Origin of the sequence: Pigmentiphaga sp. NML030171 (genome assembly GCF_002188635.1) — a bacterium.
Classification (GTDB): Bacteria; Pseudomonadota; Gammaproteobacteria; order Burkholderiales; family Burkholderiaceae_B; genus Pigmentiphaga; species Pigmentiphaga daeguensis.
Genome location: NZ_NINX01000039.1, coordinates 80,142 through 105,203 on the forward strand (window position 1 = coordinate 80,142; position 25,062 = coordinate 105,203).

The following is a 25,062-nucleotide window of genomic DNA, read 5'->3' on the forward strand; positions in this document are numbered from 1 at the left end:
GGGGCGGGACGGCCGGTGCGGGAGGCCAGCCGGTCGGGGTCGGACACGCGGTTTAAGATAGCCGGAAACGCCCGCGCCGCGCCACGGGACCTGACTTCGCGCCCGAGGATCAGGCGGGGTTGTTGTCTTAGCACAACTTCCGTCGCGGCATGGGGGCCGCTTGCGCCGGCCGCGCCAAGGAGCATCGCCCATGAGAATCCCCGTTCCGCTCAACGCCTTGCGAGCCTTCGAGGCCGCGGTCCGCCACCGCTCGATCAAGGAGGCCGCGGCGGAGCTGGGCGTGACGCCGTCGGCCGTCAGCCACCAGCTTCGGGCGCTGGAGGAACTGCTGGGGGTGCAACTGTTGAAGCGGATCGGTGCGCGGCTGGAGCCGACCGAGGCCGGCCGCAGGCTGGGGCCAGGGCTGAGCCAGGGGTTCGATCACATCGCGCAAGCGGTCGCCGCGGTACGCAGCGAGCGGCGGGAAGGACCGTTGCGAGTGGACATGCTGCCCTCGTTCGCCACGCAATGGCTGTCGCCCCGCCTGGCGCGCTATCCCTTCGAGCGCCATGGCTTTTCCTTGCAGATATCGACCACCCAGGAAGGCGTGGACCTTGCCGCCGGGGAGGCCGACGCCGGTATCTGGCTGGGGGCGGGGCAGTGGCCGGGGCTGGTGGCCGAGCGGTTGTTCCAGGCATCGGTGGATTTGTACGCCCGGCCCGGCCATGTCGGGGGAACGCCGCGCGAAAGGCTGCGGGCGCTGCGCGCATCCAATCTGTTCGTGTCGCGGCATTGCCCTGGCTGGCGGGACTGGACGGACAGCTTGCCGGCCGGCCGCTTCGAACCCGCATGCGTCACGCTGGTGGACTCGGGCGGATTGACCCTGCAGGCGGCGGCCGATGGCGCGGGCGTGGCGATCGCGGTGGCGGAACTGGCCGATGCCGGCGTGCGCGCGGGGCGGCTGGAATCGGTGTTCGGGCACCGCATGCCCGTGGGCATGGGCTTCCATCTGGTCTATCCGCCGGCACTGCGGGAAGACCGCAGATTGGGGAACCTGAGTCGGTGGCTGCACGCCCAGGCGGCGGCCATGCGGGCAGAGCCGTCGGGGGAAGGCGAGACGGACGACAGCCTGGCCTGCGCGGGCAGATGAGTCAGGTGGAATCGGGAGCGCCGTACAGGGCCTCGCCGCGCACCTGGACGCCGTCCTGGAACTGCATGATTTCGCAGGCGCGCGTCCGCCTGCCGCCCTGGAGCGCCACGTAGTGCACCACCAGGACCTGGGCCGTCTCGTCGCAGATGGCGGCCACGAGTTCGAACCTCAACCCGGGGCGGTCGGCCAAGGCCGCTTCCCAGTAGCGGCGCAGCGCGGCCTTGCCTCGCACCCGGCTCGTGCCGGCGTAAGGCAGGGCGAGGGCGCTGGTGAACTCCGCGTCCTCGGCGAAGGTGGCCAGGACGCCATCCACGTCGGCCCGGTTCCAGGCCGAGATCCAGGCGTGCGCGTGGGCTTGCAATTGGCTGCGGGACAAGGTGGTCATGTCTGCTATATCCAGAACAGGATGATGGTGAGCCCGGTCAGGGCGGCCATGGCGCGGTTGATCCGCAGCGCCACGCCGGGGCGGCGCAGCCAGGGTTTGAGCGCGGCGCCGAAGCCGACCCAGATCGCGATGCAGGGCAGGCCGACCGCGACGAACACGAGGCAGATCACCAGCAGGTGGGACAGGTAGCCGCCGCCCGGCGGCGTGAATGCCGCTATGGCGGTGGCCGCGGCCAGCCAGGCCTTGGGATTGACGAACTGGAAGACCACGGCCTGGAGCAGCGTGATGGGCCGGCTCGCGCGGGCCTCCTCCATTTCGGCGGCGCGCCACAATCTGGCGGCCAGCCACAGCAGGTAAAGGCTGCCTGCTGCCTTCAGCGCCAGCTGCAACCCGGGCTCCATTGCGAACAGCACGCCCAGCCCGGCTGCCACCAGCCACAGTTGCGCGATCATGCCCAGCGGGATACCCAGCATGTGCGGACAGGTGCGGCGAAAGCCGAACAGGAGGCCCGAGGACATCAGCATCACGTTGTTGGGCCCCGGCGTGATGGACATCACGCAGACGTAGCTGACCAGGCCGAGCAAAAGGCTGTTCTCCATCGTGCTTCTTCGTGCCGGGATCGCGGGACGGATCCCCGTTGCGCATTCTGGCCCGCGGTGCCCGGCGCCGGCCAGCGAGATTTTTTCAGGCGGCGTTGAGTTTTGCGGCGCGCCGGGGTTCGCTCTCGCAGGGGCCGCGCGCCGGGCTGGTTTCGCTGGGCGGCGTGGCCCTGGGCTTCGTGTTCTACATGCTGTGCGCGGCACTGGGCATCACCGCCCTGGTCATGGCGGTGCCCTATGCCTACGATACGTTGCGCGCGGGCGGCGCGATCTACCTGCTCTACCTGGCATGGCAGGCGGTCAGGCCGGGCGGGCGTTCGCCGTTCCAGGTGCGCGAGCTGCCACGCGACGGCCCCGGCAAGCTGTTCGCGATGGGTTTCCTGACCAATCTGCTGAACCCGAAGATCGCGGTGATGTATCTGTCGCTGCTGCCACAGTTCATCCGGCCCGAGCAGGGCAGCGTGCTGGCGCAGTCCTTCGCCTTCGGCGCCACGCAGATCGCGATCAGCATCAGCATCAACGCCACGGTGGCCATCATGGCTGGCTCGATCGCCACCTTCCTGGCGCGCCGCCCGCTGTGGCTGGTGGTGCAACGGTGGCTGATGGGCACGGTGCTGGCGGGGCTGGCCGTGCGCATGGCCACCGAGGCACGCCGCTAGCGGGCAGCCCCGGCGGAAGGACTACCTGCCCGGAGGCATCGGCGCATCGGCCGGATCCTCGACCAGCGAGTCCGGATCGGCCAGCCAGTCCTCGTCGTCGGCGCGGCGCAACGCATTGCCGTCCAGCAACAGGCCCTTGGTCAGTTCCAGGGCCTGCTTCTCGAACAGCCGGCGATAGACGCCGTCCTCGATGCGGATCAGCGCCTCGTGCGTGCCTTCCTCGACGACGCGGCCCTTGTCCATCACCAGCAGGCGGTCGAGCGCGCGGACGGTGGACAGCCGGTGCGCCACGACCAGCGTGGTGCGGCCTTCCATCAGGCGTTCCATGGCCTGCTGGATCAGCACCTCGCTTTCGCTGTCCAGGCTGGAGGTGGCCTCGTCCAGGATCAGGATGGGCGCATCGGCCAGGAAGGCGCGAGCCAGCGCGACGCGCTGGCGCTCGCCGCCGGACAGCTTGACGCCGCGCTCGCCCACCAGGGTCTCGTAGCCGTGGGGCAGGGCCATGATGAAGTCATGGGCGCTGGCCAGTCGCGCGGCGCGCTCGATTTGAGCGCGCGTGGCGTCAGGCCGGGCATAGGCGATGTTCTCGGCCAGCGAGCGGTGGAACAGGATGGGTTCCTGCTGCACGATGGCGATCTGCTGGCGCAGCGAGGCCTGGCGCACGGCGGAGATATCCTGGCCGTCGATGGTGATGCGGCCGCCGCTGACGTCGTACAGGCGCTGGATCAGCTTGATGAACGTCGTCTTGCCCGAACCGGAGTGGCCGACCAGGCCAACCCGCTGGCCCGGCGCGATCCGTATCGAGAAGTCGCGGTAGAGCGGCGTGTCGTGGGTGCCGTAGCGGAAGTCCACGTGCTCGAAGCGGATCTCTCCGGGGCCGATGGCGATGTCCGGCGCCCCCGGGCGGTCCTCGATGCCCAGCGGCTGGCGTTCCAGCGCGACCAGCTCTTCCATGTCGTTGATGGAGCGTTGGAGGTTGCGGATGTCCATGCCCACGTCGCGCAGGTAGCCTTGCAACATGAAGAAGGTCGTCAGCGCGAAGGTGATGTCGCCCACGCTGGCCTGCCCGCGCGACCACAGCAGCAGCGCCGTGCCCAGGATGGCGGCCTGCATCAGCACGAGCATCGCGCCCTGGACGCCGCCGTTGATCGTGCCGCGCACCCAGGTGCGCCGGGTACGCATGCGCCACTTGCGGATCACCCGCGCCAGGCGGGTTTCCTCGCGGTCCTCGGCGCCGAAGGCCTTGACCACCGCGTTGCAGGTGATGGAGTCGGCCAGCGCGCCGCCCATGCGCGTGTCCCAGGCGTTGGCCAGGCGCGCGGCGGGCGCGACGAAGCCGAGCGACAACATGACCGTCAATGCCACGTACAGCAGCGATCCCAGGCCGATGACCGCGCCCATCAGCGGCCAGGTGGCGCCCAGCAGGACGGTCGCTCCCGCCAGCATGACCAGGGACGGCAGCAGGGCGACCAGCAGCGTGTCGTTCAGGAGGTCGAGCGCCCACATGCCGCGCGTGATCTTGCGCACGGTGGAGCCGGCGAAGCTGTTGGCATGCCAGTCGGTCGAGAAGCGCTGCACGCGATGGAAGGCGTTGCCCGCGATCTTGCTCATCATCTTGAGCGTGAGGAAGGTCAGGCTCAGGAATACCACCTGGCGCAGCAGCGTGGCGCCCACGCCCAGCGCGGCCAGTATCCAGAATGCGGTGATGGCGGCCTGCCAGGCCGCCGTGTCGCTGGCTGCGCCGGAGGCCACGGCATCGACCAGGCGGCCGGCGTACAGCGGCGTCACGACACTGGCCAGCGTGGACAGCAGGACCGCGACGATGATGGTCAGGATGCGCCAGGGCTGTTCGGCCCAGTGGCGAAAAGTGAAGCCAAGGACGTCCTTGTAGGACTGTCCGCGGAAGTCGAGTTTCTTCGATGCCATTTGCGACAGCCCCGGCTCGCGGTGGAGCGGGGTCTCCAAAGTCGGAACAGGAAACGGACGGGCCATCGCGCGCTTGTGGCGTGCGCAGGGCAGGAAACCGTCCGGGAGTGATTGCAGGCAGGAAAACCGCCCGCGGGGGCAACCTAGAGGTGCCGGGGAGCCGGTCCGGAGACGACGATGCGCGTATTGATCATTTTGCGTCTCCTGGATGGGTTGTGAAAGTGATGGCAAAAAGCCGAACATAAAGTCTAGCAGCCCGTGCCCGGGCGGGGCAATGGCGCAGGCGGGCGAATGTGGCCGCCGGCATACACTTGTGCTGCGGCATGGCCTGCCGGAACGAATGACTCCAGTTGCAGAGGTGGACATGAAGATAGCAGTGATGGGAGCCGGCGCGGTCGGCAGCTACTACGGCGCGATACTGGCCCGCGCCGGCCACGACGTGGTGCTGGTGGGCCGCGCCGCGCACGTGGAGGCGGTCCGGCGGCAAGGCCTCTTGCTGGAGACGAAGTCCTTTCAAGGCCACGTGCCGGCGCGGGCCAGCGAAGATCCCGCGGACGTCGCCGGCGCGAAACTCTTGCTGTTCTGCGTGAAGTCCACCGACACCGAGGACGCGGGCCGGCAGGTCGCCCCGCACCTGGATGCCGACGCCGTCGTGCTCAGCCTGCAGAACGGGGTCGACAACGCCGAGCGCCTGCAGGCCCTGCTGCCGCAGCCGGTGGTTCCGGCCGTGGTCTACGTGGCGGTGGAGATGGCGGGCGCGGGGCACGTGCGCCATCACGGGCGCGGCGAGCTCGTGCTGGGGCCGTCGCCCCGCAGCGACGAGGCGGCCGGTGTCCTGAGCGCCGCCGGCATCCCGGCCACGGTGTCAGGCAATGCCATGGGCGAGCTCTGGGCCAAGCTCATCCTGAACTGCGCCTACAACGCCTTGTCGGCCGCGACGCAATTGCCCTATGGCCGGCTGGTGGAGGGCGAAGGGGTGCTGGACGCCATGCGCGACGTGGTGGACGAGTGCCTGGCGGTGGCGGCCGCCGCCGGCGTGGCGGTGCCGGGGGATACCTGGGAGGCGGTGCTGCGCATCAGCCGCACGATGCCTACGCAACTGTCGTCCACCGCGCAGGACCTCGCGCGCGGCAAGCCGAGCGAGATCGATCACCTGAACGGCTACATCGTCCGCAAGGGCGGCCAGCTGCGGGTGCCCACGCCGGCCAACCGCATGCTCCACAGCCTGGTGAAGCTGCTGGAGTCGCGCAGGGGCTGAGATCGGCTCCGGGAACGGAACGTGCTGCCGGGCGGGGCTGCCCATGGACGTTATCCGGAGGTGAACGATGAATGCCGTACCCAAGGAAATGCAGGTGTGCGTGGACGCCTGCCTGCGCTGCTACCAGTCCTGCCTGGGTTCCGCCATGAACCATTGCCTGGAGCGGGGCGGGGCGCACGTCGCGCCGCCCCATTTCCGCCTGATGATGGCGTGCGCCGAGATATGCCGCATCGCCGCTCATTTCATGTTGATCGGCGTTCCGCAGCATCGCCACGTGTGCGCCGACTGCGCCTCGATCTGCCGGCAGTGCGCCGACAGCTGCGACGGCCTGGACGGCATGGACCAGTGCGCGGCCGACTGCCGTAGCTGCGCCGATGCCTGCGAGCGCATGGCGGCCTGAGCCGGCGGCCCCGGGCGCCTTGGCGGGTGCCCGGCGCTTATCCTATGATTCCCCATGCCAGAGCGTGCGGGCCGCCGGACCGCGCCTGGCGCGGGAGCGGGCGTGGTCCAGGACACTCCATCGACGAAGCGCGAGCACGACATCGCCGAAGCCTTCGGCAGGCCGGACAAGGGATGGAGGCGGTCGCTGTATGCGGTGATGTTCGAAACCGGCACGGCCGCCGGCAAGCGATTCGACCAGTTGCTGTTCGTGGCCATCCTGGCCAGCCTGGCCGTGATCATGGCCGACAGCGTGGCCTTCCTGTCGCAGCGCCTGGGCGGGCTGTTCGGCCCCCTCGAATGGGCCTTCACCGTCCTGTTCACGATCGAGTACGTGCTGCGGCTGCTGTGCGTGCGGCGCCCCTTGCGCTATGCGACCAGCTTCTACGGCGTGGTGGACCTGCTGGCCTTCCTGCCCACCTACGCGGCGCTGCTGGCCCCCAACCTGGCTTTCCTGATCGGCATACGCGTGCTGCGCCTATTGCGCATCTTCCGGGTGTTCAAGCTGCGCCTCTTCACCGAGGAGTACCTGATGATGGGCCGGGCGCTGCGCGCCTCGTCCCGCAAGATCATGGTCTTCCTGTCGGTGGTGCTGCTGATCGTGCTGGTCATGGGTACGATCATGTACGTGGTGGAAGGTCCGCGGTACGGCTTCACCAGCATTCCCGTGGGCGTCTACTGGGCGATCTCCACCATCGCCACGGTGGGGTTCGGCGACATCACGCCGCATACGGCGCTGGGGCGGTTCATCGCCTCGGTCATGATGCTGCTGGGCTGGGGCATCCTGGCCGTGCCGACCGGTATCGTGACCATGGAGATGACGCTGGCCGAAAGCGCGCGGCGCCGGGCGGCGGCCCGTACCTGCCAGGCATGCCTGACGCCGGGCCTCGACCATGATGCGAACTATTGCAAGCACTGCGGCGCCGCGCTGGAGCCGGCGGGGCGCGAGCGCTGAGGCTCGGGCACCCCGGCGCTCATTTCGCGTCGGGCGCGATGCCGTAGTAGCCGTAGGTGTCGGTGTAGCGGTTGCGCTCGCGCCGGTTCAGCCACAGGCGCATCAGCCAGCGCTTGCGTTCGTCCTCTTCCCAGTCCAGGAATTCGGTGCGCGAGTGCAGCGTCATGTGATTGTTCAGCCACTGTATGTCGCCGGGCAGGAACTCCATGGACAGGCACAGTTCGGGTGATTCCGCGTAGTGATCGATCAGCTCCAGCAGCTTGCGGTGGCGCTCGGTCAGCGGCGGCGCGCCCTCGTAGCGCTGCGCCGATTCGATGAAGTTGCGCAGGTACATCATGGACAGCTTGCCGTTGGTCCAGCCGCAGATGGACGTGACCCAGTAGGGCTGGCCGGTGACCGCGTTGCGCTCGCCCCGGTGGTCGAACCACAGTGGCTCGTACAGCAGCGGAATCATGTCGGGGTGGTCGCGCAGCAGCGCGTTGTAGATGCTGGTGGAACTGACCACCAGGCCGGCGCCGCCGGCCTTGGCGGTGCGCACGCACATCAGGCCGACGATGTCGGCGCCGTCCACGTGGAACGGGGCCGCGCGGTTGGTGTGGTAGAAGCGCGTGTTGGCATTGGTCTGCGGGTCGGCGCCGGCCGTGGTGTCGCGCACGTGGCCGAACAGCTCGCCGCGCGCGTTCTGCACCACCGCGTCGCCCAGGTATTGTCCCAACCCCCAGTAGGCGATGCTGCGCTCCTCCAGGCTCCAGTCTTCCACCGGCAGGCCGCGCCACATCTCGAAGCCGCGACCGTTCTCCAGTTCCTCGCCCAGCGCCGCCAGCCGGTCCGACAGGCCGGCCAGCGGGAAGTCCGCGCGCGAGATGGATTCCAGCGGCTTGCCCGTGGCCCGGGCGGCGGCGACCGCGCCGCGGATCTCGTCGACCTCGGCCGGCGACAGCGTGTAGATCCAGCTCTTGTCGGCCTCCATCTGGGGGCGGGTCCAGGCGCTGGGGCCGGTATAGGGCTGTTGCAGCATTTCCGTCATGGGTGGCTCCTGTGTGGGGTGGACGGAGGGCTCATCCGGCGATGGAGCCGGCGCGGGCGCGGCCCCTGAGGATGGGCCAGCCTATGGTGGCGAGGACGAAGAGGCCGGTGACCAGCTTGAGGTCGGACGGCATCAGTCCGAAGGACAGCACCAGCGAACTGAGCTGGTAGTACAGCAGCGAGCCGACCACCGGCGCGCACAGCTGGCGCAGCAGCGTGCGGCGGCCGATGATGGCCTCGCCGATGATGAGCGCGGCCAGGCCGTTGATCAGCATGCCGAAGCCCATGTTGACGTCGCCGTAGCCCTGGCTCTGGGCCAGCAGCGCGCCCGCCGCGGCGGTGATGGCGTTGGCCAGCCCCAGGCCGAACACGATGTAGCGCGTGGAGTCGACCGCGAGCGCCGGCGCGAGCTGGCTGTTGGCGCCGACGCCGCGCAGGGCCAGGCCGACGTCGGTGTGCAGGCCCCACCACAGCAGCAGCACCAGCACGACCAGCGCCGCCAGCAGCAGTCCGCCCTGCAGCGCCAGGCTTTGCATGATGGCCGGGTCTATCCAGTCGTACAGGTTCGGCAGCCCGAACAGGGGGGTGTTGGGCTTGCCCATGACACGCAGGTCGACGCTCCACAGCATGGTGATGGTCAGGATGCCGGCCAACAGCGAATGGACGCGGAATTTCAGGTGGATCAGCGCGGTGACGGCGCCGGCCAGGAAGCCCGCGCCGGCCGCCGCCAGGGTGCCGAGGAGCGGATGCAGTCCCGCCGTGATCAACGCCGCGACCAGGCAGCCGCCCAGCGGAAAGGCGCCCTCGGCGGTCAGGTCGGGCACGTTCAGCAGCCGGAAGGGGATCATCACGCCCATGGCGACGAAGGCATACAGCAATCCCTGGACGGCCGTGATGGGGACGAGGTGATAGAAGGTGTTCAGGACTTCCACGTTCAGCTCCGTAGGGCGGCGGGCATGCGGGAGGACGCGTTCATGCGCTGGCCTGCAGCAGGATCTGGTCGTCGGCCTGGCCGAAACGCTGGACCAGGTCGTTGATGGTCAGGCGCGGCTTCTCGTCGCGGCCGATGTCCAGCTTGATGCGTCCGCACTCCATCATCAGCAGGCGGTCGCCATAGTCCAGCGCATGCGCCATGTTGTGCGTGATCATCAGGGTCGTCAGCCGCTGCTCGGCCACGATGCGGCGGGTCGCCTGCATGACGAGTTGCGCCGTGCGCGGATCGAGCGCGGCGGTGTGCTCGTCCAGCAACAGGATGCGCGGACGGTTCAGCGCCGCCATCAGCAGCGCGAGCACCTGCCGCTGGCCGCCCGAGAGCAGCCCGGCGGGCGCGCCCATGCGGTTTTCCAGGCCCAGGCCGAAGCGCGCGAGTTCGTCGCGGAAATGGGCCCGGTTGCGCGGATTGAGCGCCATGCGCAGTCCGCGCCGGCGGCCGCGCATGGCGGCGAAGGCCAGGTTCTCCTCGATGGACAGCGCGGGCGCCGTGCCGACCATGGGGTCCTGGAATACGCGCGAGACCCATTGCGCGCGCCGATGCACGGGCCAGGACGAGACATCGGTACCGTCGATGACGGTACGGCCGGCGCGCGGCCGCACCGCGCCGGCCAGCACGTTCAGCAAGGTGCTCTTGCCGGCGCCGTTGGTGCCCACCACGACACAGAAGCTGCCGTTCTCCAGGGCCAGGTCCAGTCGGTCGAGCGCGATGCGTTCATCCGGAGTGCCCGGATAGAACACGACGTCGACGGCTGCAAGCTCGATCATGAGGAACTCCGGCGCGTCAGTCGACGACGCAGTTGCAGTTCTTCAGCGACTCCGGCAGCGCGATGCCGAGGTCCTTGAGCCGGCGCCCGCTGATCTTGACCGCATGGTCTTCCACGGCAGGGACCGATACGGGAATGTCCGAAGGCTTCTTGCCGCGCAGGATGTCGGCGGCGATGCGGCCCACGCTGGTTCCCAGGCTGCTGTACTCGACCGTCATCGCGGCCAGGAAATGGTGCTGGGCCACGTTATCGACATTGGGGCTGTAGGTGGGCAGCTTGATGCGGTTGGTGACCGAGGCGATGGCGGCGGCGGCCGGAATCAGCATGCTCGAGGCCGGCACCATCAACGCGTCGGCGCGCCCTTGCAGCGACGAGACGCGGGTAGGTATGTCGTTGGCGTTGTCCACGCCCACCTTCACCAGGGTGAGGTCGTACTTGCCGACGACCTTCTCGAGCGCGTTCAGGAAGCCGAGATCGGCATCGTCGCCGGGGTTGTAGATGAAGCCCAGCCGCTTGACCCCGGGCGTGAGCTGCTTGATGAAACCGACCGACGCCTCCATGTTGGGCAGGTTGGAACCGCCGGTCATCAGCGTGTCGCCCCGGTCCCAGGATGGCACCAGCTTGGCGGCGACGGGGTTGGCGACGGCGCCGAACACGATGGGGAAGCTGCGGCTGACGAGCACCTGCTTGGCGGTCTGGGTGAGCGGCGTGGTGATGGTCAGCATGAGGTCGGGCTTGCCCGCGGCTTCGCGGTTCAGCAACTGGGGGGCGAGCGAGCGGTCGAAGTTCACGTGGCCTTCGTCGTAGACCACCTTCAGTCCCTGCCTGGCCAGTTCCTTCTTGAAGCTCGACACCAGCGTGTCCAGCGTATGGTCGGGACCGAACTGCGCGATGGCGACCTTGTAGGTCTGCTGGGCGTGGGCGATCGATGCGGCACAGGCCAGCGACACGCAGGCGGCGAGTCGCGCGGCTTGGAGGATCAGGACAGGCTTCATGGCAGCTCCGGGGCAGGACGGGTGGAGGAGGGTGGGCGGGACAGGCCGAAGACGCGGTCCCGGCCGAGCATGGCGCCGGGATCGAAGGCGAGTTTGATGCGGCGCATGGCGTCGAGCTCCGCGGCCGGGTAGAGCGACTGGAAGACCCGGTTCTTTTCGAGCCCGATGCCGTGTTCGGCCGAGATCGAGCCGCCGCAGCGCATCACCTCGTGGTAGACCAGATGCTCGACGTGTTCGGCGGCAGGGCCTTCGCAGCCGACCAGCAGGTGCACGTTGCCGTCGCCCAGGTGGCCGTAGGTCAGGCGCCGCAGGGCGGGATCGATGGCGTCCAGGCCCGCGTAGATGCGCGGCAGGCAGGCCTGGAGCTCGCCGGTCGGAATGCTGACGTCGAAGGACAGGTAGGCGCCGAGGTGGCGTGCCGCTTCGCCGGATGCGTCGCGCATGCGCCAGAGCTCGGCCGCCTCGGACAAGGACTTGGCGACGACGACGTGGGGGGTGCCCAGGCTGTCGGACAAGGCTTCCAGCGCGTCCATGATGCGTGCCTCGTCGCGCGCCGGCTGGCGGTCGTAGCAGGAGAGTTCGAGCAGCACGACATAGCCGCAGGCACCGTCGAAGGGATCGCGGCCCACGCCCAGTCCCCGCGCGACGAAGTCCACGAAATCCCGCCACATGACTTCGAACGAGGTCAGCATGGGGCCGAAATCGGCGCGGCAGCCCGCCAGCGCGCGCAATACCTGGTCCAGGTCCTGGAGGCCGAGCGCCACGGTTCCTATGTCCGCAACGGCTCGTCCCCCCGACCATGGCGAAAGATCCGAGCTCCTTCGTGCCCTTCTACCAGCCGCCGCAGGCCGAGCCGGCCCGTTCCGGCAGCGTGTCGGATTTCGTGCTGAACGAGATCGCCCGCCGTATCGTCGATGGGGTCTACAAGCCGGGACAGCGCATCGTCGAGACCGACGTCACCCGGGACCTGGGCGTAAGCCGCAGTTCGGTCAGGGAGGCCTTCCGGCGCCTGGAGACCAATCGCTTCGTGCGCATCGAGCCCAATCGGGGCGCGACGGTGGCCACGCCCGGACGCGAGGACATCGTCGCCCAGTTCCGCATCCGCGAGGTCATCTCCGGCCTGGGCGCGCGTGCCGCGGCCGAGCACGCGGACGAACCGGGCAATCGCGAGATCGTCCTGGCGCTGCTGGACGACATCGAGACCCAGAGGCGCGCCGACGACCCGCGCAACCATCGCGCCGAGAACGGCCGCTTCCATCGGGCCATCAACAACATGTCGGGTATCCCGGACGTGGGCGAACTGCTGGACCAGTACAACTACCCGATCCTGCACACGATCTACTTCAGGGACCTGAGCCGCGAGAACTGGCTGCTGAACCTGTCGGACCACGTCGACATCGCCCGCGCGGTGCTGCACGGCGACCCGGTCGCGGCCGAGCATTTCGCCCGCCAGCACATGCGCCGGATGGTGGACATCGCGATCGAGATCGCGGAGCGGCTGTTGGAAGAAGCGCGCCAGCGCTGAACGGCGGCCTCAGGCGGCGACCGCGGGGGGCTCCAGGTCCGCCAGGAAGTGATCGCGCCACTGCTTGATGCTGTTGTCCTTGAGCAGTTGCATCATGTGTTCGTGGCGCTCGCGCCGCTCCTCCAGCGGCATGTCCAGGGCGCGGTCCAGGGCGCGGGCCATGGCGTCGATATCGTAGGGATTGACGATGATCGCGCCGTCGGCAAGTTCGTCGGCGGCACCCGCGAATTCGGACAGGACCAGCACGCCGGGATCCTCGGGCTCCTGGGCCGCCACGTATTCCTTGGCCACGAGGTTCATGCCGTCGCGCAGCGGCGTGACGAAGCCGACCTGCGAGGCACGGAAGAAGGACAGCAGCGCGGCGCGTTCGTAGGCGCGGTTCATGTAGCGGATGGGCGTCCACGACAGTTCCGTCCAGCGGCCGTTGATGTGGCCGGCCGTGCTTTCGAGCTGCCTGCGGATGTGGCGATAGCCCTCGACGTCCGAGCGCGAGGGCGGCGCGATCTGCAGGAAGCTGACCTGGCCGCGATAGGCGGGCCGGGACTCCAGCAGCCTTTCGAAGGCGTTGAAGCGTTCGACCATGCCCTTGCTATAGTCCAGCCGGTCCACGCTGATGATGAGCTTGCGCTCCTGCAGCCCCTGCTTGAGCGTGGCGACCAGCTTGGAGCGGCTGCGCGCCTTGGATTTGCTCTGGATGTCGTCGGGCAGGATGCCGATGGGATAGTGGCCGACGCGCACCGGTCCTGACGGCGCGCGCAGCGTGTCGCCTTGCATGGGCAGCCCGAGACGCCTGTGTGCGTAATCCAGGAAGGCCTGCGCATCGCCGCGTGTCTGGAAGCCCACCAGGTCGTACTCGCACATGGCCTCGATCAGGTCGCGGTGGGGCGGGACGGTGCGCAGGATGCCCTCGGACGGAAAGGGCGTATGAAGGAAGAAGCCGATACGGTTGCGCATGCCCAGGCGCCGGCATGCGCGGGCGAAGGGTATCAGGTGATAGTCGTGTATCCAGAGCCGGTCGTCCTCGCCGACCAGTTCCCTGAGCATGCCGGCTAGCCGCTCGTTGACGGCCAGGTAGCCCTCGTATTCGCGGGCATCGTAGCGGCTGAGGTCGATGCGGTAATGGAAAGTCGGCCAGAGCGTGCCGTTGGCGAACCCGCGATAGTAGAGGTCGTACTCGCTACGCGACAGGGCGGTGGTCGCGCAGTCGATACGGCCGATGCGATGGAAGGAGACCTCCGCGTCGGCGCTGTCCTCGATCTTGCCGTTCCATCCGAACCAGAGCCCGTCCTGCCGCTTGAGGGCATCGAGCACGCCGACGGCCAGTCCGCCGGCGCTGCTCTTTCCTTCGGCCGCGGACGCTACACGATTGGAAACGATCACGAGTCTGCTCATGTCCTGGTCCTTTATTCGTGGCGCGAAGCATCGTCCGGCCCGCGCGTGGACAGGCCGTCCAGCCAGCGGGCCAGGGAAGGGGGATCGGGCAGCCGCCACGATGCCGACGTGTCGCCATCGCCGATCTTGATCGAGACGCCGCCCAGGCGCGCCACGACGGCGAACGCCGCCTCGTCGGTCAGGTCGTCTCCCGCCATGACGGGCAGCCGGGACGCGAAGGGAGCGACGGCCATGAATCGCTCGACGGCGCTTCCCTTGTCCGCGCCGCGCGGCTTGACCTCGGCGACCATCTTGCCGAACTGCAGCACGTAGTCCGGCGCGAAGGCCGAGGCGGCCTGCGCGACGTCCCGGCGGATCCGGGCTTCCTGGTGCGGCGCATGCCGGTAGTGGACGGCGAACGAAATGCCCTTGTCCTCCATGTGTACGCCCGCCAGCCCGGCGGCGATGTCAAGCAGGCGCGCCTGCAAGCGGGCCGCCCGCTCCCGGTCCACGGGCAGCTCCCATACCTGGCCGTCGGGGCCGCGCCACTGGATGCCGTGCAGGCCTGCGACCGGCAGGCGCAACGGATGCAGCAGGCGGTCGACCACCTCTATCGAGCGGCCCGACACCACGGCCAGCGCGCCGCCGGTGGCCGGCGCCAGGCGCCGCAGCAGGGCCAGGGTGGCGCCGGGAATCCGCGCCGCATCCGGGCTGGGGGCGATGGGGGCCAGCGTGCCGTCCAGGTCGAGGAACAAGGCGCATCGCGCCAGGTCCAGCGGGGGAGGTCTGCCTGCTTCCGATCCGGTCATCGTTCGTTGACGCGTCATCCGCGTATCGTTTTGACAACAGTCACAGATGGAATGGTAGGGAAGGGTGTCGCAGGGAGGGTGTTCATTTTGCGCGTTTTTGTTTCCATTTATCTCCCCGTGCCATGCGGCGCGGGGCCTGGCGGGGGCGGGCGGCGAACGCGCGGTTTTACGGTACGCTATCGGGCAAACGACAAGAGCGGAGCGAGACGAGGACATCATGCAGCTGGTGCATCTCCATGAACCCCGTGCGGAAGACGGCTCGTGGCGCCATGCCCGGGAACGCGCGTCCTTCGCGATGGCGGGAGTCATCGGCTGCCTGGGCCACGAGGATTTCGACACCGCCGCGCTGCGGCAGCTCAATGCGGCGATCGCGCTGTGCTGGTGGTCGACCTACAGCCTGCACAAGCACCGCCCGCCGGAGCTGCATGCCACCGGCAGCTTCCAGGCTCCCGACCACACCCGGGACGCGTTCCGGTTCTACCGGCAAGGCGTGTACCGTTACGACCAGACGTTCGAGGCGGCCAGGGAGCGGGTGCTGCACGGCGGCGCGGTGGTCACGCACTGGCACGCGGCCGAGCTGCCGAGCGAGCATCGCGACGGCATCTACACGCGCCATGCGCTGCGGGAGCGGGTGTCGCTGGTCACGGCCTGGGAAGAGGACGACCTGATCGCCATCAATCTCTACCGCCGCGACGAACAGCCCGCGTTCAGCGACGCGGAGCTGGACCTGATATGCGGCCTCGCGCCGCCGCTCATCGCCTGCATAGAAAGCCACCTGCGCAGCCGCCGGGCCGCGGCCCGCCCGCCGGCGTGCCAGCCGGCCCCGCTCGCGGCCCTGCCGCGCCGCGAGCGCGAGGTATGCGAGCGGCTGCTGCGCGGCTGGACGCACGAAGGCATCGGCGCCGATCTGGGCATTTCGGCGGGCACGGTCAAGACCTATCGCGACCGGGCATTCGAGCGGCTGGGCATCCACCATCGCAACGAACTGTTCGCGCTCGCGCTGGACGGCCTGGCGCCTCCGTCCCAGGCCTAGGGTTGTCCCGGTCCCCAACGCAGGGGACAGCCGCGTCCGCGTCTTCTCTTTAGGCTTCTTCCTGCCGTTCCTGCGCGAGCGGCCCATGACAGGAAGGAGACCGCTTGAAGACGCCTGCCATCAGGTGCCTGGAGGACATCCGGGCGATCGAGTCGCAGCCCTATGCTGCATTCATGCCGCACCACAGCGTCCACGAGGCGCTGGAACACGCCGCCGCGACGCATGCGCAACGGCGGGCGCTGACCTTCATCGAGTCGGCCGATCCCGCGGTGCCCGCCGGCAGCTGGACCTATGCCGAGCTGCTGGCGAGGGTAAGGCGGGCGGCCCGGGCCTTCCGGCGGCTGGCGGGCGACACCCAGCCGCGCGTGGCGTTCCTGCTGCCGGCCATCCCCGCCGCATACGTGACGCTCTGGGGCGCCGAAGCCGCGGGCATTGCCTGTCCGGTCAACTACCTGCTCGGCGAAGAGCACATCGCCGATCTGCTGCAGCATGCCCGGGTGAACGTGCTGGTCGCGCTCGGGCCGCACCCTGAACTGGACATTTGGTCCAAGGTGGCGGGCGTCAGGCGCCGCTGTCCCGGCCTTGCGCACGTCGTGTCCGCGGGCAGGGCGCAAGGCGCGCCCGACCTCGACGAACTGCTGGCCGGCGAAGAGGGAGGCCCGCTGGACGAGAGCTATCGGCGCGGGCCCGACGACATCGCCGCGCTGTTTCATACCGGCGGGACCACCGGGCGGCCCAAGCTCGCGCGCCACACTCACCGCAACCAGCTTCATGCGGCGTGGGGGGCGGCCTGCATGTATGGCGCCAGCGAAGCCGACGTGACGCTGAACGGTTTCCCTCTGTTCCATGTGGCCGGTTCCCTGGTCTACGGGCTCTCGAGCTTGCTGGCGGGCGGCGAGGTGGTCTTGCCCACGCTGCTGGGCATGCGCAACACGGCCTTCGTGCGGCGCTATTGGCAGTTCGTCCAGCGCGAGCGGGCGACGCTGCTGGCCGCCGTGCCCACGGTCATGGCCAGCCTGCTGGACGTACCCATTGGCGAGGCGGACCTGTCGCGCGTGCGCTGCCTGTTGACGGGCGGCTCGCCGCTGCCCACCGAGCTGGCCGATGCCTTCGAGCAGCGCACGGGGGTGGGCGTCCGCAACATCCTGGGCATGACCGAGTGCGCGGGCGTCATCGCCATCGAGCCGGTCGGCATGCCGCGCACCGCCGGAGCCGTGGGGCTGCCGCTGCCCTTCACGGAGGTCGGCATCGATCCCGACGGCGCGTCGCCGGACGGACGCGAAGGCATCCTGCGGGTCAGGGGGCCCAACGTCGGGCCGGGCTACACCGACGCCCGCAACGACGCCGGAGTCTTCGGCGAGGACGGCTGGCTGGTGACCGGCGACGTGGGACACATCGACGAGGCGGGCAGGGTCTTCGTGACCGGCCGGGCCAAGGACCTGATCATCCGCAGCAGCCACAATATCGATCCGGTGGTGATCGAGGATGCGCTGCTCGGGCATCCCGAGGTGCAGATGGCCGCCGCCGTGGGCGCGCCCGACGAATATGCGGGAGAGATACCCGTGGCCTACGTGGCGCTGCGCCAGGGCTCCCGGCTGACCGCCGCCGATCTCGCTGATTTCGTGCGCGACCGCATTCCCGAGCGGCCCGCGGTGCCCAAGGCCATCTTCGTCGTGGATGCGCTGCCGATGACCGCGATCGGCAAGCTCTACAAGCCCGAGTTGCGGGCGCGGGCCGTGCGCTGGACGTTGCAGGAGCGCCTGGCGCGCGGCGGATTGGCGGCGCGCGTGACGGTGGACGTCAGCGCCCAGGCCAAGGGATGCGTGGCGCATTTCCGCGCGGACGGCGACGATGCGGCGCGCGTGCGTGCGCTGATGGCGCCGTTCGCCCTGGCCTATCGGATCGACGGCCCCGGGGCCGGGGAAGAGGGCGCATGAGCGTGCATGTCGAATACGAGAAGCGGGGGCCCGTTGCTCTGGTCCGCCTGGACCGGCCGGCCGCCCGCAACGCGTTGACGCCACGGATGCTGTGCGAGCTGGCCGATGCGTTCGTCGACGTGGCGCGGGACGACGCGATACGGGTGGCGGTACTGGCTGCAACCGGCGACGCGGCGTTCTGCGCGGGGGGAGACCTGGGTACGACCCTGCCGTTGCTGACCGGCGCGCGGCAGCCGGAGAATCCCTACGACCGCCGCCTGCTGGAAGATCCGACAGTGATGGCGGCCTCGTCGCTGCGCGGATTTCCGTTGCACAAACCGGTGGTGGCCGCCATCAACGGCGCATGCCTGGCAGCGGGCATGGAGTTGATGCTGGGGACCGACATACGCCTGGCCGCCGAACATGCGACCTTCGGCTTGCCGGAGGTGCGGCGCGGCCTCATCCCCTTTGCCGGGTCCATGGCCCGACTGCCCAGGCAGATCCCGCAGGCGGTCGCGATGCATATGCTGCTGACAGGCGAACCGCTGACGGCGACGCAGGCACTGCAATGGGGTTTGATCAACCGGATCGTGCCGCTGGCCGACTTGCCGGATGCCGCGATGGAGGTGGCCGAAGGAGTCGCCCGCAACGGGCCGCTGGCGGTCCAGGCCGTCAAGCGGACGGTGATCGAGGCCAGCGGCGTGCCGCTGGAGCTGGCCTATCGCCTGGAGGATCACGCGCGCGAGCGGGTCCTGGCCAGCGAGGACGCGCGCGAAGGCCCGCGGGCGTTCATGGAGAAACGCAGTCCGGTCTATACGGGAAGATGAAATGAATCAGGATGCAGCCATCAGGCTGGACGGCAAGGTCGCCATCGTGACCGGCAGCGGCCGCGGACTGGGCCTGGCGTTCGCGCGGGCGCTCGCGGATGCGGGCGCGGCGGTCGTGGTCAACGATGTGGATGCCGACGCGGCGGCCGAGGCCGTCGCGTCTATCCGCGGCCAGGGGGGCCAGGCCGTGGCCGAGGTGGTGCCCGTGGGCCAGGCCGAGGCGGCCGAGCGGCTCGTGGCCCGGGCGGTGGAAAGCTTCGGCCGCCTGGACGTGATGTGCGCCAACGCCGGCAACCTGCGCGATCGCATGATGTGGAATCTGAGCGACGAGGATTTCGATTCCGTCATCGCGACCCATCTGCGGGGCACCTTCACCTGTGCCCGCGCGGCCGTGAGACGCATGCGCGCGCAGGAAAGCCCGGGGCGGCTCATCCTGGTGGCTTCGCCGGCGGGGCAGCGCGGCAATCCTGGCCAGACCGCATACGCCGCGGCCAAGGCCGGCATCGCGTCGTTCGCACGGACGTGGTCGATGGAGTGCGCGAAGTCGGACATCACGGTCAACGCCATCGTGCCGGTCGCGCTGACCCGCATGGTCGCCACGATGCCCGCGTTCGCACCGATTGCCGAATCGATCTCGCGCGGCGAGCCGTTGCCCGACACGCTGCGCCAGGGCGCCGGGCTGGGGATGCCCGAGGACGTGGCACCGCTGGTGGTGTTCCTCGCCTCGGACCAGGCCGCTGGAATCAGCGGCCAGTGCATAGGATTGGGGGGAGACAAGCTCAGCCTGTGGTCCCACCCGCAGGAAATACACAGCGCCTTCCGCAGCGGCGGCTGGAGTGCCGAGGCGATCGCGCGGGCGTGGCCGGCCACGCTGGGAAACCGGCTGGAAAGCGTGGGGCTGCCCCCCTTTCCTTGAGGGCGGCCGGACCAGGAACGACAACCATGGAGACATCATGAAAACCGTCAAGCCATTCCGTCTGTTGCCGATCGCCTGGGCGGCGGCCTGCGTCGCGGCCGCCGCGCCGGCCACCGCCACCGATGCCTATCCTTCGCGTCCGATACGGCTGGCCGTGGGATTCGCGCCGGGCACCGGGCCCGATATCCTGGCGCGCACGCTGGGCCAGAAGCTGGGCGAGTTGATGGGGCAACCGGTGGTGGTCGAGAACCGCGCCGGCGCGGGCGGGCAGATCGCGGCCCAGTTCGTCGCCAAGGCTCCGCCGGACGGCTATACCGTGCTGATCGCCGACGTCAGCGCCATCAGTATCGCGCCGGCGGCGTTCTCCAAGCTCGGCTACGATCCCGTCCGCGAACTGGCTCCGGTGTCGGAAGTGGTCAAGACCGATTTCATCCTGGTCGTGCCCAACACGTCCGCCGCGCGTTCGGTGGAAGACTTCGTCAAGCTCGGCCAGAGCCGTGACAAGGTCAACTTCGGTACTTTCGGCGCCGGAACCCCCGGCCATTTCGGCGCCGAGATGTTCGCGGAGCTGGGCCGGTTCCGCATCGAACCCATCCACTACCGCGCCACGGGCGACGCCGTATCGGCGGTCGTGAGCGGCGACGTCAACGGCGTGTTCATGTCCACGGCGCTGGCCACGGCCCAGGTCAAGGGAGGCAAGATGCGGGCCCTGGCGACCACCGCGCCCCGGCGTTCGCCCTTGCTGCCGGAAGTGCCGACATTCATCGAGGCCGGATATCCCAAGGCCGATTTCTCGGCCTGGTTCGCCCTGTTCGTGCCGGCGGGCACGCCCGAGCCGGTCATCGCCACGCTCAATGCCAAGGCAGTGGCCGCGGTGCAATCGCCCGAGGCGCGCCAGCGGCTGGAAGAGGCCGGCTTCAGCATTTCCGGCACGAGCGCGCAGGAGACGCGCCGGATGATCGAGGCCGAAACCGAACGATGGAAGAAGATCGTCGCGGCCACGGGGTTCAAGGGCGACTGAGACGGCGAACTTCACCCTTCCTGCATCAGCGAGCGCCGGTTGCGATTGCGCATCTCGCTGGCCACCTCTCGCATGACGTCGATGAAGAGCCGCGCCCCCTCGGGCAGTTCGCCCGTGCCGAGAGTGGTCAGGCCAACCGCCGCCGACGTGGGGCTGGTGTCCACGGGCAGGGTGCGGGCCAGGCCGTCGTCCAGGTCGAGTTCGATCACGCCGTAGGGTACGAACCAGATCGCATCGCCGGTCCGCATCAGGCTGCGCGCCATGGTCGAGGACAATGTCTCCACCAGTTGCTGAGGCATGCCTATGCCGCTCGATTGGAGGAAGGTCTCGGCCGCGGGCCGGATGTAGGTCCCCTTCATGGGCAGCACCATGGGATAGGCCCGGACGTCGGCCGGCTGCAGCGCGGGGGCGTCCAGCAGCGGGTGGCCGGGACGCACCGCCATGACCAGCGGCTCCATGTACAGATGCTCGAAGGAAATGCCCACCATCTCCGATGGATGGCTGATGCGGCCGATCACCAGGTCCAGCTCCCGCAGCTTCAGGCGCACCAGGAGGTCCGCGTTGGTACCGCCGTGCGCGGTGACCACGAGATGGGAATAGCGCGCCTGCATCTGGCGGATCGCGTTCGGCACCAGGGTGGCGGCGGCGGTGGGCAGGATGCCTATGCGCACGTGCTCGGGCGCCTTTTCGCCCGTCCCTAGCAACTCGAAGCCATCGCGCAGCGCGCCGATGGCCTGCGCGGCATGGCGCAGCAGGATGTGGCCGGCCGGCGTCAGCTCCAGCCCTTTGCGATGTCGTAGCGCCAGCGTCTCGCCGGTGATCGCCTCCAGCTCGGCCAGGCTCTTGGAGACCGCCGAGGGCGTCTGGGCCAGGGCGTCGGCGGCCTTCAGGACACTGCGGTGGCTGGCCAGGGCGACCAGGCATTGCAAGTGGCGCAGGCGCAGGCGTGGGTCGAGGGTGCGCAGCATGATTTCCTTTTGCTCAATCAATTTCCAAAAAGATCAACCAATATTAGCTCCTGCGCTTCTATGATGGCGCCGACAGGCCGGTGCCCCGGAGGGGGCATCCGCATAATCAGGAGGAGTGGGAAATGTCGAAATCCATGGTTCGCGCGCTGGGACTGGCGCTTGCATTGTCGGCCTCGGCGGGCGCGGCGGCGCAGGGCAGCTATCCGGACAAGCCCGTCCGGTTCGTCGTGAACTTCACCGCCGGAGGGCCCCTGGACATCATGGCGCGCATGATGGGCGAGCGGCTCAACGCGATCTTCAAGCAGCCCTTCGTGGTCGAGAACAAGACCGGCAGCGGCGGCAACATAGGCGCCGCCGCGGTGGCCAATGCCGCGCCCGACGGCTACACGGTGCTGATCGGCCTGGATTCGACCTTCACCGTCAATCCCAGCCTGTATTCCTCGCTGGGCTTCAGGCTGGATCAGCTCAAGCCGGTGATGCGCCTGGCATCCTCGGGGATGCTGATCGCCGCCCACCCGTCCGCCAAGGCCGACACGCTGAAGGGCCTGGTCGAGCGCGGCCACAAGGATCCGGTCACGTTCAGCTCGGCGGGCAACGGTTCGCCCGGCCACCTGAGCCTGAGCATGCTGCAGCAGGCCACCGGCATGAAGATCAACCATATCCCGTATCGCGGCAACGCGCCGGCCGTGCTGGCGCTGGTGTCGGGCGAGGTTCAGGCCGCCGCGCTGGCCACGCCTGGCCTCTTGCAGCACGTCAACGCCGGTACCCTGAAGGCATTGGCCGTGACCGGCAGCCAGCGTTCGCCGCTCCTGCCGTCGGTGCCGACCACGGCCGATCTGGGCTACCCCGAGGTTCGCCAGGATGTGTTGTATCTTGCGATGGTGCCGGCGCAGACGCCGGACGCCGTCGTCCAGACCCTGCGCAAGGCGATGGAGCAGGTGTTGGCGCAACCCGACGTGCAGCAGCGCCTGCGCGCGATGGACTTCACGCTGGGGACCCTGGACGGCGAGGCCGCCGCCAAGGAACTGGAGGGCGTGCGGGAACGCTATGCGAAGATCATCAAGTCGGCCGGTATGAAGGTCGATTGACAACGGAACCGGTACAGTTCGCATGACCAATTTCATCTTCATCCTGGCCGACGATCTCGGCTACGCCGACCTGGGCTGCTATGGCGGACGCAAGCCCGTGTCGCCCAACCTGGACCGCATGGCCGCGCGCGGGATCCGCTTCACGCAGGGCTATTCCAATTCGCCCGTGTGCTCGCCCACGCGTTTCGGCCTGATCACCGGCCGCTACCAGTACCGCCTGCGCGGCGCGGCCGAGGAGCCCATGACCGGCAGGTTCCGGGGCAGCACGGAGATCGGCCTGCCGCCGGCGCATCCCACCCTGCCGTCGCTGCTGCGCGAGCGGGGATACCGCACCGCCCTGATCGGCAAGTGGCACCTGGGCTATCCGCCGCATTTCGGTCCGCAGAAGAGCGGATACGAATACCACATCGGCCCCCTGTCGGGCGGCGTGAGCTATTTCAGCCACGTGGATCGCATGGGCAAGCACGACCTCGTGCGCGACGGCGAACCCGTCAACTACGACGGCCACTACCTGACGGATCTCTTGACCGACGAAGCCGAGAGCTATCTGCGCGCGCGCGCGGGCGATCGCCAGCCGTTCCTGCTGAGCCTGCACTACACCGCGCCGCACTGGCCGTGGGAGGCGCGCGAGCAGGGGCGTTCCAATCCGGAGACCGATCAGGACATCCGCCACCTGGACGGCGGTTCCATCCACGTCTACGGCGAGATGATCAAGGCGCTGGACGAGGGCTGCGGACGCGTGCTGAAGGCGCTGGACGACCTGGGCCTGGCCGACGACACGGTGGTCATCTTCACCAGCGACAACGGCGGCGAGCGTTTCTCGGACACCTGGCCGCTGGTGGGAGGCAAGATGGACCTGACCGAAGGGGGCATCCGCGTTCCCTACATCGTGCAGTGGGGCGACCGGATCGCGTCCGGCTCGGTATCGGCGCAGCACTGCATGACGATGGACTGGACCGCGACCATGCTGGACATCGCCGGCGTGCCCGCCCATCCCGATTATCCGTTCGACGGCGTGTCCATGTTGCCGGTGCTGCGGGACCCGACGCACGAGTTTCCGCGCGAGCTGTTCTGGCGCATGAATTATCGCAGCCAGCGCGCCTTGCGCGATGGGCCGTGGAAGTACCTGGCCATCGAGGGCAACGAGTATCTGTTCGACCTGTCGGTGGACGAGCGCGAGCGGGCCAACCTGGCGCGCCGCCAGCCCGAGCGCCTGGCGCGGATGCGTGGCCGCTGCGATGAGTGGGATGCCGTGTTCGGCGCGATTCCCGCCGATGCCCGCAGCGAGCTGGTCTATACGGACAAGGACATGCCCAGCCGGTGACGCCGGCACGCCGGCCGGGAACCGGAGACGGCGGCTCCCGGTCGAAGCAGCATGCGGCCCGGGAGCGGCGCCCGCATGCAGGCAGGCGTACATGGCCAAATGGTCATGGACGTGTCACCGTCCCGCGGATAGAATCGCGCCGTTCATCAACTGTGGAGACCCTGACGTGGGTACTTGTTCGAGTGGCAGTAGTCGGCCGGTCCTGGTGATCGGCGAACTCTCGGCGAGATAGCGCGCGGGTTTCCTTCGCCGCCGTCTCGCCGCAAGGCGGGAGGCGGCTCCGGCCGCGGCGTTCGCGCGCGGCCATCCCCTTCCTGATACTGTCTGCCGCCAGGCGCGGCGGCTCCGTCACGCCCGTGTCGTGTCTCCACCTCGATTCCCGAGGAGGAACCGTGCGCATCGACCATTTTCCATTCCATGGCCACCGCGCCGCCGGCCCGCCCCCCTGGAGGCTGGCGTTGGCTCTTGCCGCCTGCTGCGCGAGCGGCCCCGCCCAGGCGGCGCGCCCCATGATCACCGACGACGCCCGCATCGTCGACGCCAAGGCGTGCCAGGTGGAAAGCTGGATCCGTCGCGGTGGCGACGGCAACGAATACTGGGCGATGCCCGCCTGCAATCCTACCGGCAACCTGGAACTGACGCTGGGCGGCGCCCGCGGACCGGTGGACGGGCACGTGCGCACGACGGACGTGCAGTTCCAGGTCAAGACGCTGCTCAAGCCCCTGGAGACGGACAGCTGGGGCCTGGGCGTGGCGGCCGGGACGGTCCGCCATCCCCATGCGGCGGGGACGTCGCGCGATTGGTATGCCTACGTGCCGGCCAGCGTTTCCTTTGCCGCCGACCGGCTGGTCGTGCACGGCAACCTGGGATGGATGGACGCCGCCGATACGGGCAGCCGCCACGCGACCTGGGGCCTGGGGTTCGAGGCCCGCCTGGCCCAACGTACCTGGCTGATTGCCGAAACCTTCGGGCACGACCGGCGCCGGCCGTCCTACCAGTTCGGCCTGCGCCACTGGCTGGTGCCGGACCGCGTGCAGATCGACGTGACATACGGCAACCGCATGGGCATGGGCAGGGAAGAACGATGGATCTCCCTGGGCCTGCGCCTGTTGTCGCCGGCCTTCCTGCCCTGACGGA

The 25,062-nt window shown here is 68.9% G+C and carries 25 protein-coding genes; 14 read left to right on the forward strand and 11 right to left on the reverse strand.

Translation table 11 applies throughout. The features are described 5' to 3' along the window. Positions 1-190 precede the first annotated feature (190 nt). Positions 191-1,129: a LysR substrate-binding domain-containing protein gene (locus CDO46_RS19065; RefSeq protein ID WP_087840057.1), complete on the forward strand. Its 939-nt coding sequence runs from the start codon at positions 191-193 to the stop codon at positions 1,127-1,129. Position 1,130: 1 nt separating this feature from the next. Here CDO46_RS19065 and CDO46_RS19070 read toward each other — a convergent pair whose 3' ends face one another. Both CDO46_RS19070 and CDO46_RS19075 read right to left on the reverse strand, forming a co-directional pair. After that, on the reverse strand, positions 1,131-1,514 hold the full coding sequence (locus CDO46_RS19070) for a nuclear transport factor 2 family protein (RefSeq protein ID WP_087840058.1): 384 nt from the start codon (positions 1,512-1,514) through the stop codon (positions 1,131-1,133). Positions 1,515-1,519: 5 nt separating this feature from the next. Then, positions 1,520-2,113 carry a LysE family translocator gene (locus tag CDO46_RS19075; protein WP_087840059.1) on the reverse strand — a complete coding sequence of 198 codons (594 nt, stop codon included), beginning with the start codon at positions 2,111-2,113 and terminating at the stop codon, positions 1,520-1,522. Between the two features lie 95 nt (positions 2,114-2,208). Here CDO46_RS19075 and CDO46_RS19080 point away from each other — a divergent pair, with 95 nt between their 5' ends. Beyond that, positions 2,209-2,772 carry a LysE family translocator gene (locus CDO46_RS19080; protein WP_243724339.1) on the forward strand — a complete coding sequence of 188 codons (564 nt, stop codon included), beginning with the start codon at positions 2,209-2,211 and terminating at the stop codon, positions 2,770-2,772. A gap of 21 nt (positions 2,773-2,793) precedes the next feature. Here the strand turns inward: CDO46_RS19080 and CDO46_RS19085 are convergent, their stop codons facing one another. Continuing rightward, positions 2,794-4,698, reverse strand: coding sequence for an ABC transporter ATP-binding protein (locus CDO46_RS19085; RefSeq protein ID WP_087840061.1), 1,905 nt, complete (start codon positions 4,696-4,698; stop codon positions 2,794-2,796). 364 nt (positions 4,699-5,062) lie between these two features. Between CDO46_RS19085 and CDO46_RS19090 the strand changes: the two genes are divergently transcribed. The 3 genes from CDO46_RS19090 to CDO46_RS19100 all read left to right on the forward strand — a co-directional run bounded on the left by CDO46_RS19090 (position 5,063) and on the right by CDO46_RS19100 (position 7,349). Continuing rightward, positions 5,063-5,956, forward strand: coding sequence for a ketopantoate reductase family protein (locus CDO46_RS19090; protein ID WP_087840062.1), 894 nt, complete (start codon positions 5,063-5,065; stop codon positions 5,954-5,956). Between the two features lie 67 nt (positions 5,957-6,023). Beyond that, a complete protein-coding gene (locus tag CDO46_RS19095) occupies positions 6,024-6,356 on the forward strand; it encodes a four-helix bundle copper-binding protein (RefSeq protein ID WP_087840063.1) in 333 nt (110 codons plus the stop codon). A gap of 54 nt (positions 6,357-6,410) precedes the next feature. Continuing rightward, positions 6,411-7,349, forward strand: a complete 939-nt coding sequence (locus CDO46_RS19100; RefSeq protein WP_087840064.1) for an ion transporter — start codon at positions 6,411-6,413, stop codon at positions 7,347-7,349. Positions 7,350-7,368: 19 nt separating this feature from the next. Here CDO46_RS19100 and CDO46_RS19105 read toward each other — a convergent pair whose 3' ends face one another. From CDO46_RS19105 to CDO46_RS19125, 5 genes are read right to left on the reverse strand one after another with little or no spacing between them, the layout of a single operon-like run. Then, a complete protein-coding gene (locus tag CDO46_RS19105; RefSeq protein WP_087840065.1) occupies positions 7,369-8,376 on the reverse strand; it encodes a TauD/TfdA family dioxygenase in 1,008 nt (335 codons plus the stop codon). Between the two features lie 31 nt (positions 8,377-8,407). Then, positions 8,408-9,307 (reverse strand): ABC transporter permease, encoded by a 900-nt coding sequence (locus tag CDO46_RS19110; protein WP_087840066.1) that lies wholly within the window; start codon positions 9,305-9,307, stop codon positions 8,408-8,410. Between the two features lie 40 nt (positions 9,308-9,347). After that, complete coding sequence (locus CDO46_RS19115) at positions 9,348-10,133, reverse strand: ABC transporter ATP-binding protein (protein WP_087840067.1); 786 nt, start codon at positions 10,131-10,133, stop codon at positions 9,348-9,350. A gap of 16 nt (positions 10,134-10,149) precedes the next feature. Then, a complete protein-coding gene (locus CDO46_RS19120) occupies positions 10,150-11,127 on the reverse strand; it encodes an ABC transporter substrate-binding protein (protein ID WP_087840068.1) in 978 nt (325 codons plus the stop codon). After that, positions 11,124-11,891, reverse strand: a complete 768-nt coding sequence (locus CDO46_RS19125; RefSeq protein WP_176400790.1) for an FAD-linked oxidase C-terminal domain-containing protein — start codon at positions 11,889-11,891, stop codon at positions 11,124-11,126. Before CDO46_RS19125 ends, CDO46_RS19120 begins: the two co-directional genes overlap by 4 nt. A 35-nt stretch (positions 11,892-11,926) precedes the next feature. Between CDO46_RS19125 and CDO46_RS19130 the strand changes: the two genes are divergently transcribed. Then, complete coding sequence (locus tag CDO46_RS19130) at positions 11,927-12,652, forward strand: GntR family transcriptional regulator (protein WP_087840070.1); 726 nt, start codon at positions 11,927-11,929, stop codon at positions 12,650-12,652. Positions 12,653-12,661: 9 nt separating this feature from the next. Here CDO46_RS19130 and otsA read toward each other — a convergent pair whose 3' ends face one another. Beyond that, a complete protein-coding gene (gene otsA / locus CDO46_RS19135; protein ID WP_087840071.1) occupies positions 12,662-14,044 on the reverse strand; it encodes an alpha,alpha-trehalose-phosphate synthase (UDP-forming) in 1,383 nt (460 codons plus the stop codon). Positions 14,045-14,055: 11 nt separating this feature from the next. Next, positions 14,056-14,850, reverse strand: coding sequence for a trehalose-phosphatase (otsB, locus tag CDO46_RS19140; RefSeq protein WP_176400791.1), 795 nt, complete (start codon positions 14,848-14,850; stop codon positions 14,056-14,058). 199 nt (positions 14,851-15,049) lie between these two features. Between otsB and CDO46_RS19145 the strand changes: the two genes are divergently transcribed. The 5 genes from CDO46_RS19145 to CDO46_RS19165 all read left to right on the forward strand — a co-directional run bounded on the left by CDO46_RS19145 (position 15,050) and on the right by CDO46_RS19165 (position 20,545). Further along, entirely contained in the window at positions 15,050-15,865 is an 816-nt protein-coding gene (locus CDO46_RS19145) for a LuxR C-terminal-related transcriptional regulator (protein ID WP_140416883.1), read from the forward strand. Between the two features lie 104 nt (positions 15,866-15,969). Continuing rightward, positions 15,970-17,802 (forward strand): AMP-binding protein, encoded by a 1,833-nt coding sequence (locus tag CDO46_RS19150; protein WP_087840074.1) that lies wholly within the window; start codon positions 15,970-15,972, stop codon positions 17,800-17,802. Next, entirely contained in the window at positions 17,799-18,608 is an 810-nt protein-coding gene (locus CDO46_RS19155; protein ID WP_087840075.1) for an enoyl-CoA hydratase-related protein, read from the forward strand. Before CDO46_RS19150 ends, CDO46_RS19155 begins: the two co-directional genes overlap by 4 nt. A 1-nt stretch (position 18,609) precedes the next feature. Continuing rightward, positions 18,610-19,524, forward strand: coding sequence for an SDR family NAD(P)-dependent oxidoreductase (locus tag CDO46_RS19160; protein WP_087840076.1), 915 nt, complete (start codon positions 18,610-18,612; stop codon positions 19,522-19,524). Between the two features lie 37 nt (positions 19,525-19,561). Next, positions 19,562-20,545, forward strand: coding sequence for a tripartite tricarboxylate transporter substrate binding protein (locus tag CDO46_RS19165; RefSeq protein ID WP_087840077.1), 984 nt, complete (start codon positions 19,562-19,564; stop codon positions 20,543-20,545). A gap of 11 nt (positions 20,546-20,556) precedes the next feature. On the opposite strand, the gene CDO46_RS19170 is transcribed toward CDO46_RS19165, so the two are convergent. Beyond that, the gene (locus tag CDO46_RS19170) at positions 20,557-21,513 is read right to left on the reverse strand and encodes a LysR substrate-binding domain-containing protein (RefSeq protein WP_087840078.1); all 957 of its coding nucleotides are present in this window, start codon (positions 21,511-21,513) and stop codon (positions 20,557-20,559) included. A gap of 122 nt (positions 21,514-21,635) precedes the next feature. On the opposite strand from CDO46_RS19170, the gene CDO46_RS19175 reads away from it, so the two are divergent. The 3 genes from CDO46_RS19175 to CDO46_RS19185 all read left to right on the forward strand — a co-directional run bounded on the left by CDO46_RS19175 (position 21,636) and on the right by CDO46_RS19185 (position 25,058). Next, a complete protein-coding gene (locus CDO46_RS19175; RefSeq protein WP_087840079.1) occupies positions 21,636-22,601 on the forward strand; it encodes a tripartite tricarboxylate transporter substrate binding protein in 966 nt (321 codons plus the stop codon). Between the two features lie 22 nt (positions 22,602-22,623). Continuing rightward, positions 22,624-23,925 (forward strand): sulfatase, encoded by a 1,302-nt coding sequence (locus tag CDO46_RS19180; protein ID WP_087840080.1) that lies wholly within the window; start codon positions 22,624-22,626, stop codon positions 23,923-23,925. A gap of 392 nt (positions 23,926-24,317) precedes the next feature. Continuing rightward, positions 24,318-25,058 (forward strand): hypothetical protein, encoded by a 741-nt coding sequence (locus CDO46_RS19185; RefSeq protein WP_243724340.1) that lies wholly within the window; start codon positions 24,318-24,320, stop codon positions 25,056-25,058. Positions 25,059-25,062 lie beyond the last annotated feature (4 nt).

What these genes read in the sequence shown, in the direction of transcription:
- CDO46_RS19065 (WP_087840057.1), top strand. Translation starts at nt 191, where the DNA reads ATGAGAATCCCCGTTCCGCTCAACGCCTTGCGAGCCTTCGAGGCCGCG.
- CDO46_RS19070 (WP_087840058.1), bottom strand. Translation starts at nt 1,514, where the DNA reads ATGACCACCTTGTCCCGCAGCCAATTGCAAGCCCACGCGCACGCCTGG.
- CDO46_RS19075 (WP_087840059.1), bottom strand. Translation starts at nt 2,113, where the DNA reads ATGGAGAACAGCCTTTTGCTCGGCCTGGTCAGCTACGTCTGCGTGATG.
- CDO46_RS19085 (WP_087840061.1), bottom strand. Translation starts at nt 4,698, where the DNA reads ATGGCATCGAAGAAACTCGACTTCCGCGGACAGTCCTACAAGGACGTC.
- CDO46_RS19090 (WP_087840062.1), top strand. Translation starts at nt 5,063, where the DNA reads ATGAAGATAGCAGTGATGGGAGCCGGCGCGGTCGGCAGCTACTACGGC.
- CDO46_RS19095 (WP_087840063.1), top strand. Translation starts at nt 6,024, where the DNA reads ATGAATGCCGTACCCAAGGAAATGCAGGTGTGCGTGGACGCCTGCCTG.
- CDO46_RS19100 (WP_087840064.1), top strand. Translation starts at nt 6,411, where the DNA reads ATGCCAGAGCGTGCGGGCCGCCGGACCGCGCCTGGCGCGGGAGCGGGC.
- CDO46_RS19105 (WP_087840065.1), bottom strand. Translation starts at nt 8,376, where the DNA reads ATGACGGAAATGCTGCAACAGCCCTATACCGGCCCCAGCGCCTGGACC.
- CDO46_RS19115 (WP_087840067.1), bottom strand. Translation starts at nt 10,133, where the DNA reads ATGATCGAGCTTGCAGCCGTCGACGTCGTGTTCTATCCGGGCACTCCG.
- CDO46_RS19120 (WP_087840068.1), bottom strand. Translation starts at nt 11,127, where the DNA reads ATGAAGCCTGTCCTGATCCTCCAAGCCGCGCGACTCGCCGCCTGCGTG.
- CDO46_RS19130 (WP_087840070.1), top strand. Translation starts at nt 11,927, where the DNA reads ATGGCGAAAGATCCGAGCTCCTTCGTGCCCTTCTACCAGCCGCCGCAG.
- otsA (WP_087840071.1), bottom strand. Translation starts at nt 14,044, where the DNA reads ATGAGCAGACTCGTGATCGTTTCCAATCGTGTAGCGTCCGCGGCCGAA.
- otsB (WP_176400791.1), bottom strand. Translation starts at nt 14,850, where the DNA reads ATGACGCGTCAACGAACGATGACCGGATCGGAAGCAGGCAGACCTCCC.
- CDO46_RS19145 (WP_140416883.1), top strand. Translation starts at nt 15,050, where the DNA reads ATGCAGCTGGTGCATCTCCATGAACCCCGTGCGGAAGACGGCTCGTGG.
- CDO46_RS19155 (WP_087840075.1), top strand. Translation starts at nt 17,799, where the DNA reads ATGAGCGTGCATGTCGAATACGAGAAGCGGGGGCCCGTTGCTCTGGTC.
- CDO46_RS19160 (WP_087840076.1), top strand. Translation starts at nt 18,610, where the DNA reads ATGAATCAGGATGCAGCCATCAGGCTGGACGGCAAGGTCGCCATCGTG.
- CDO46_RS19165 (WP_087840077.1), top strand. Translation starts at nt 19,562, where the DNA reads ATGAAAACCGTCAAGCCATTCCGTCTGTTGCCGATCGCCTGGGCGGCG.
- CDO46_RS19170 (WP_087840078.1), bottom strand. Translation starts at nt 21,513, where the DNA reads ATGCTGCGCACCCTCGACCCACGCCTGCGCCTGCGCCACTTGCAATGC.
- CDO46_RS19175 (WP_087840079.1), top strand. Translation starts at nt 21,636, where the DNA reads ATGTCGAAATCCATGGTTCGCGCGCTGGGACTGGCGCTTGCATTGTCG.
- CDO46_RS19180 (WP_087840080.1), top strand. Translation starts at nt 22,624, where the DNA reads ATGACCAATTTCATCTTCATCCTGGCCGACGATCTCGGCTACGCCGAC.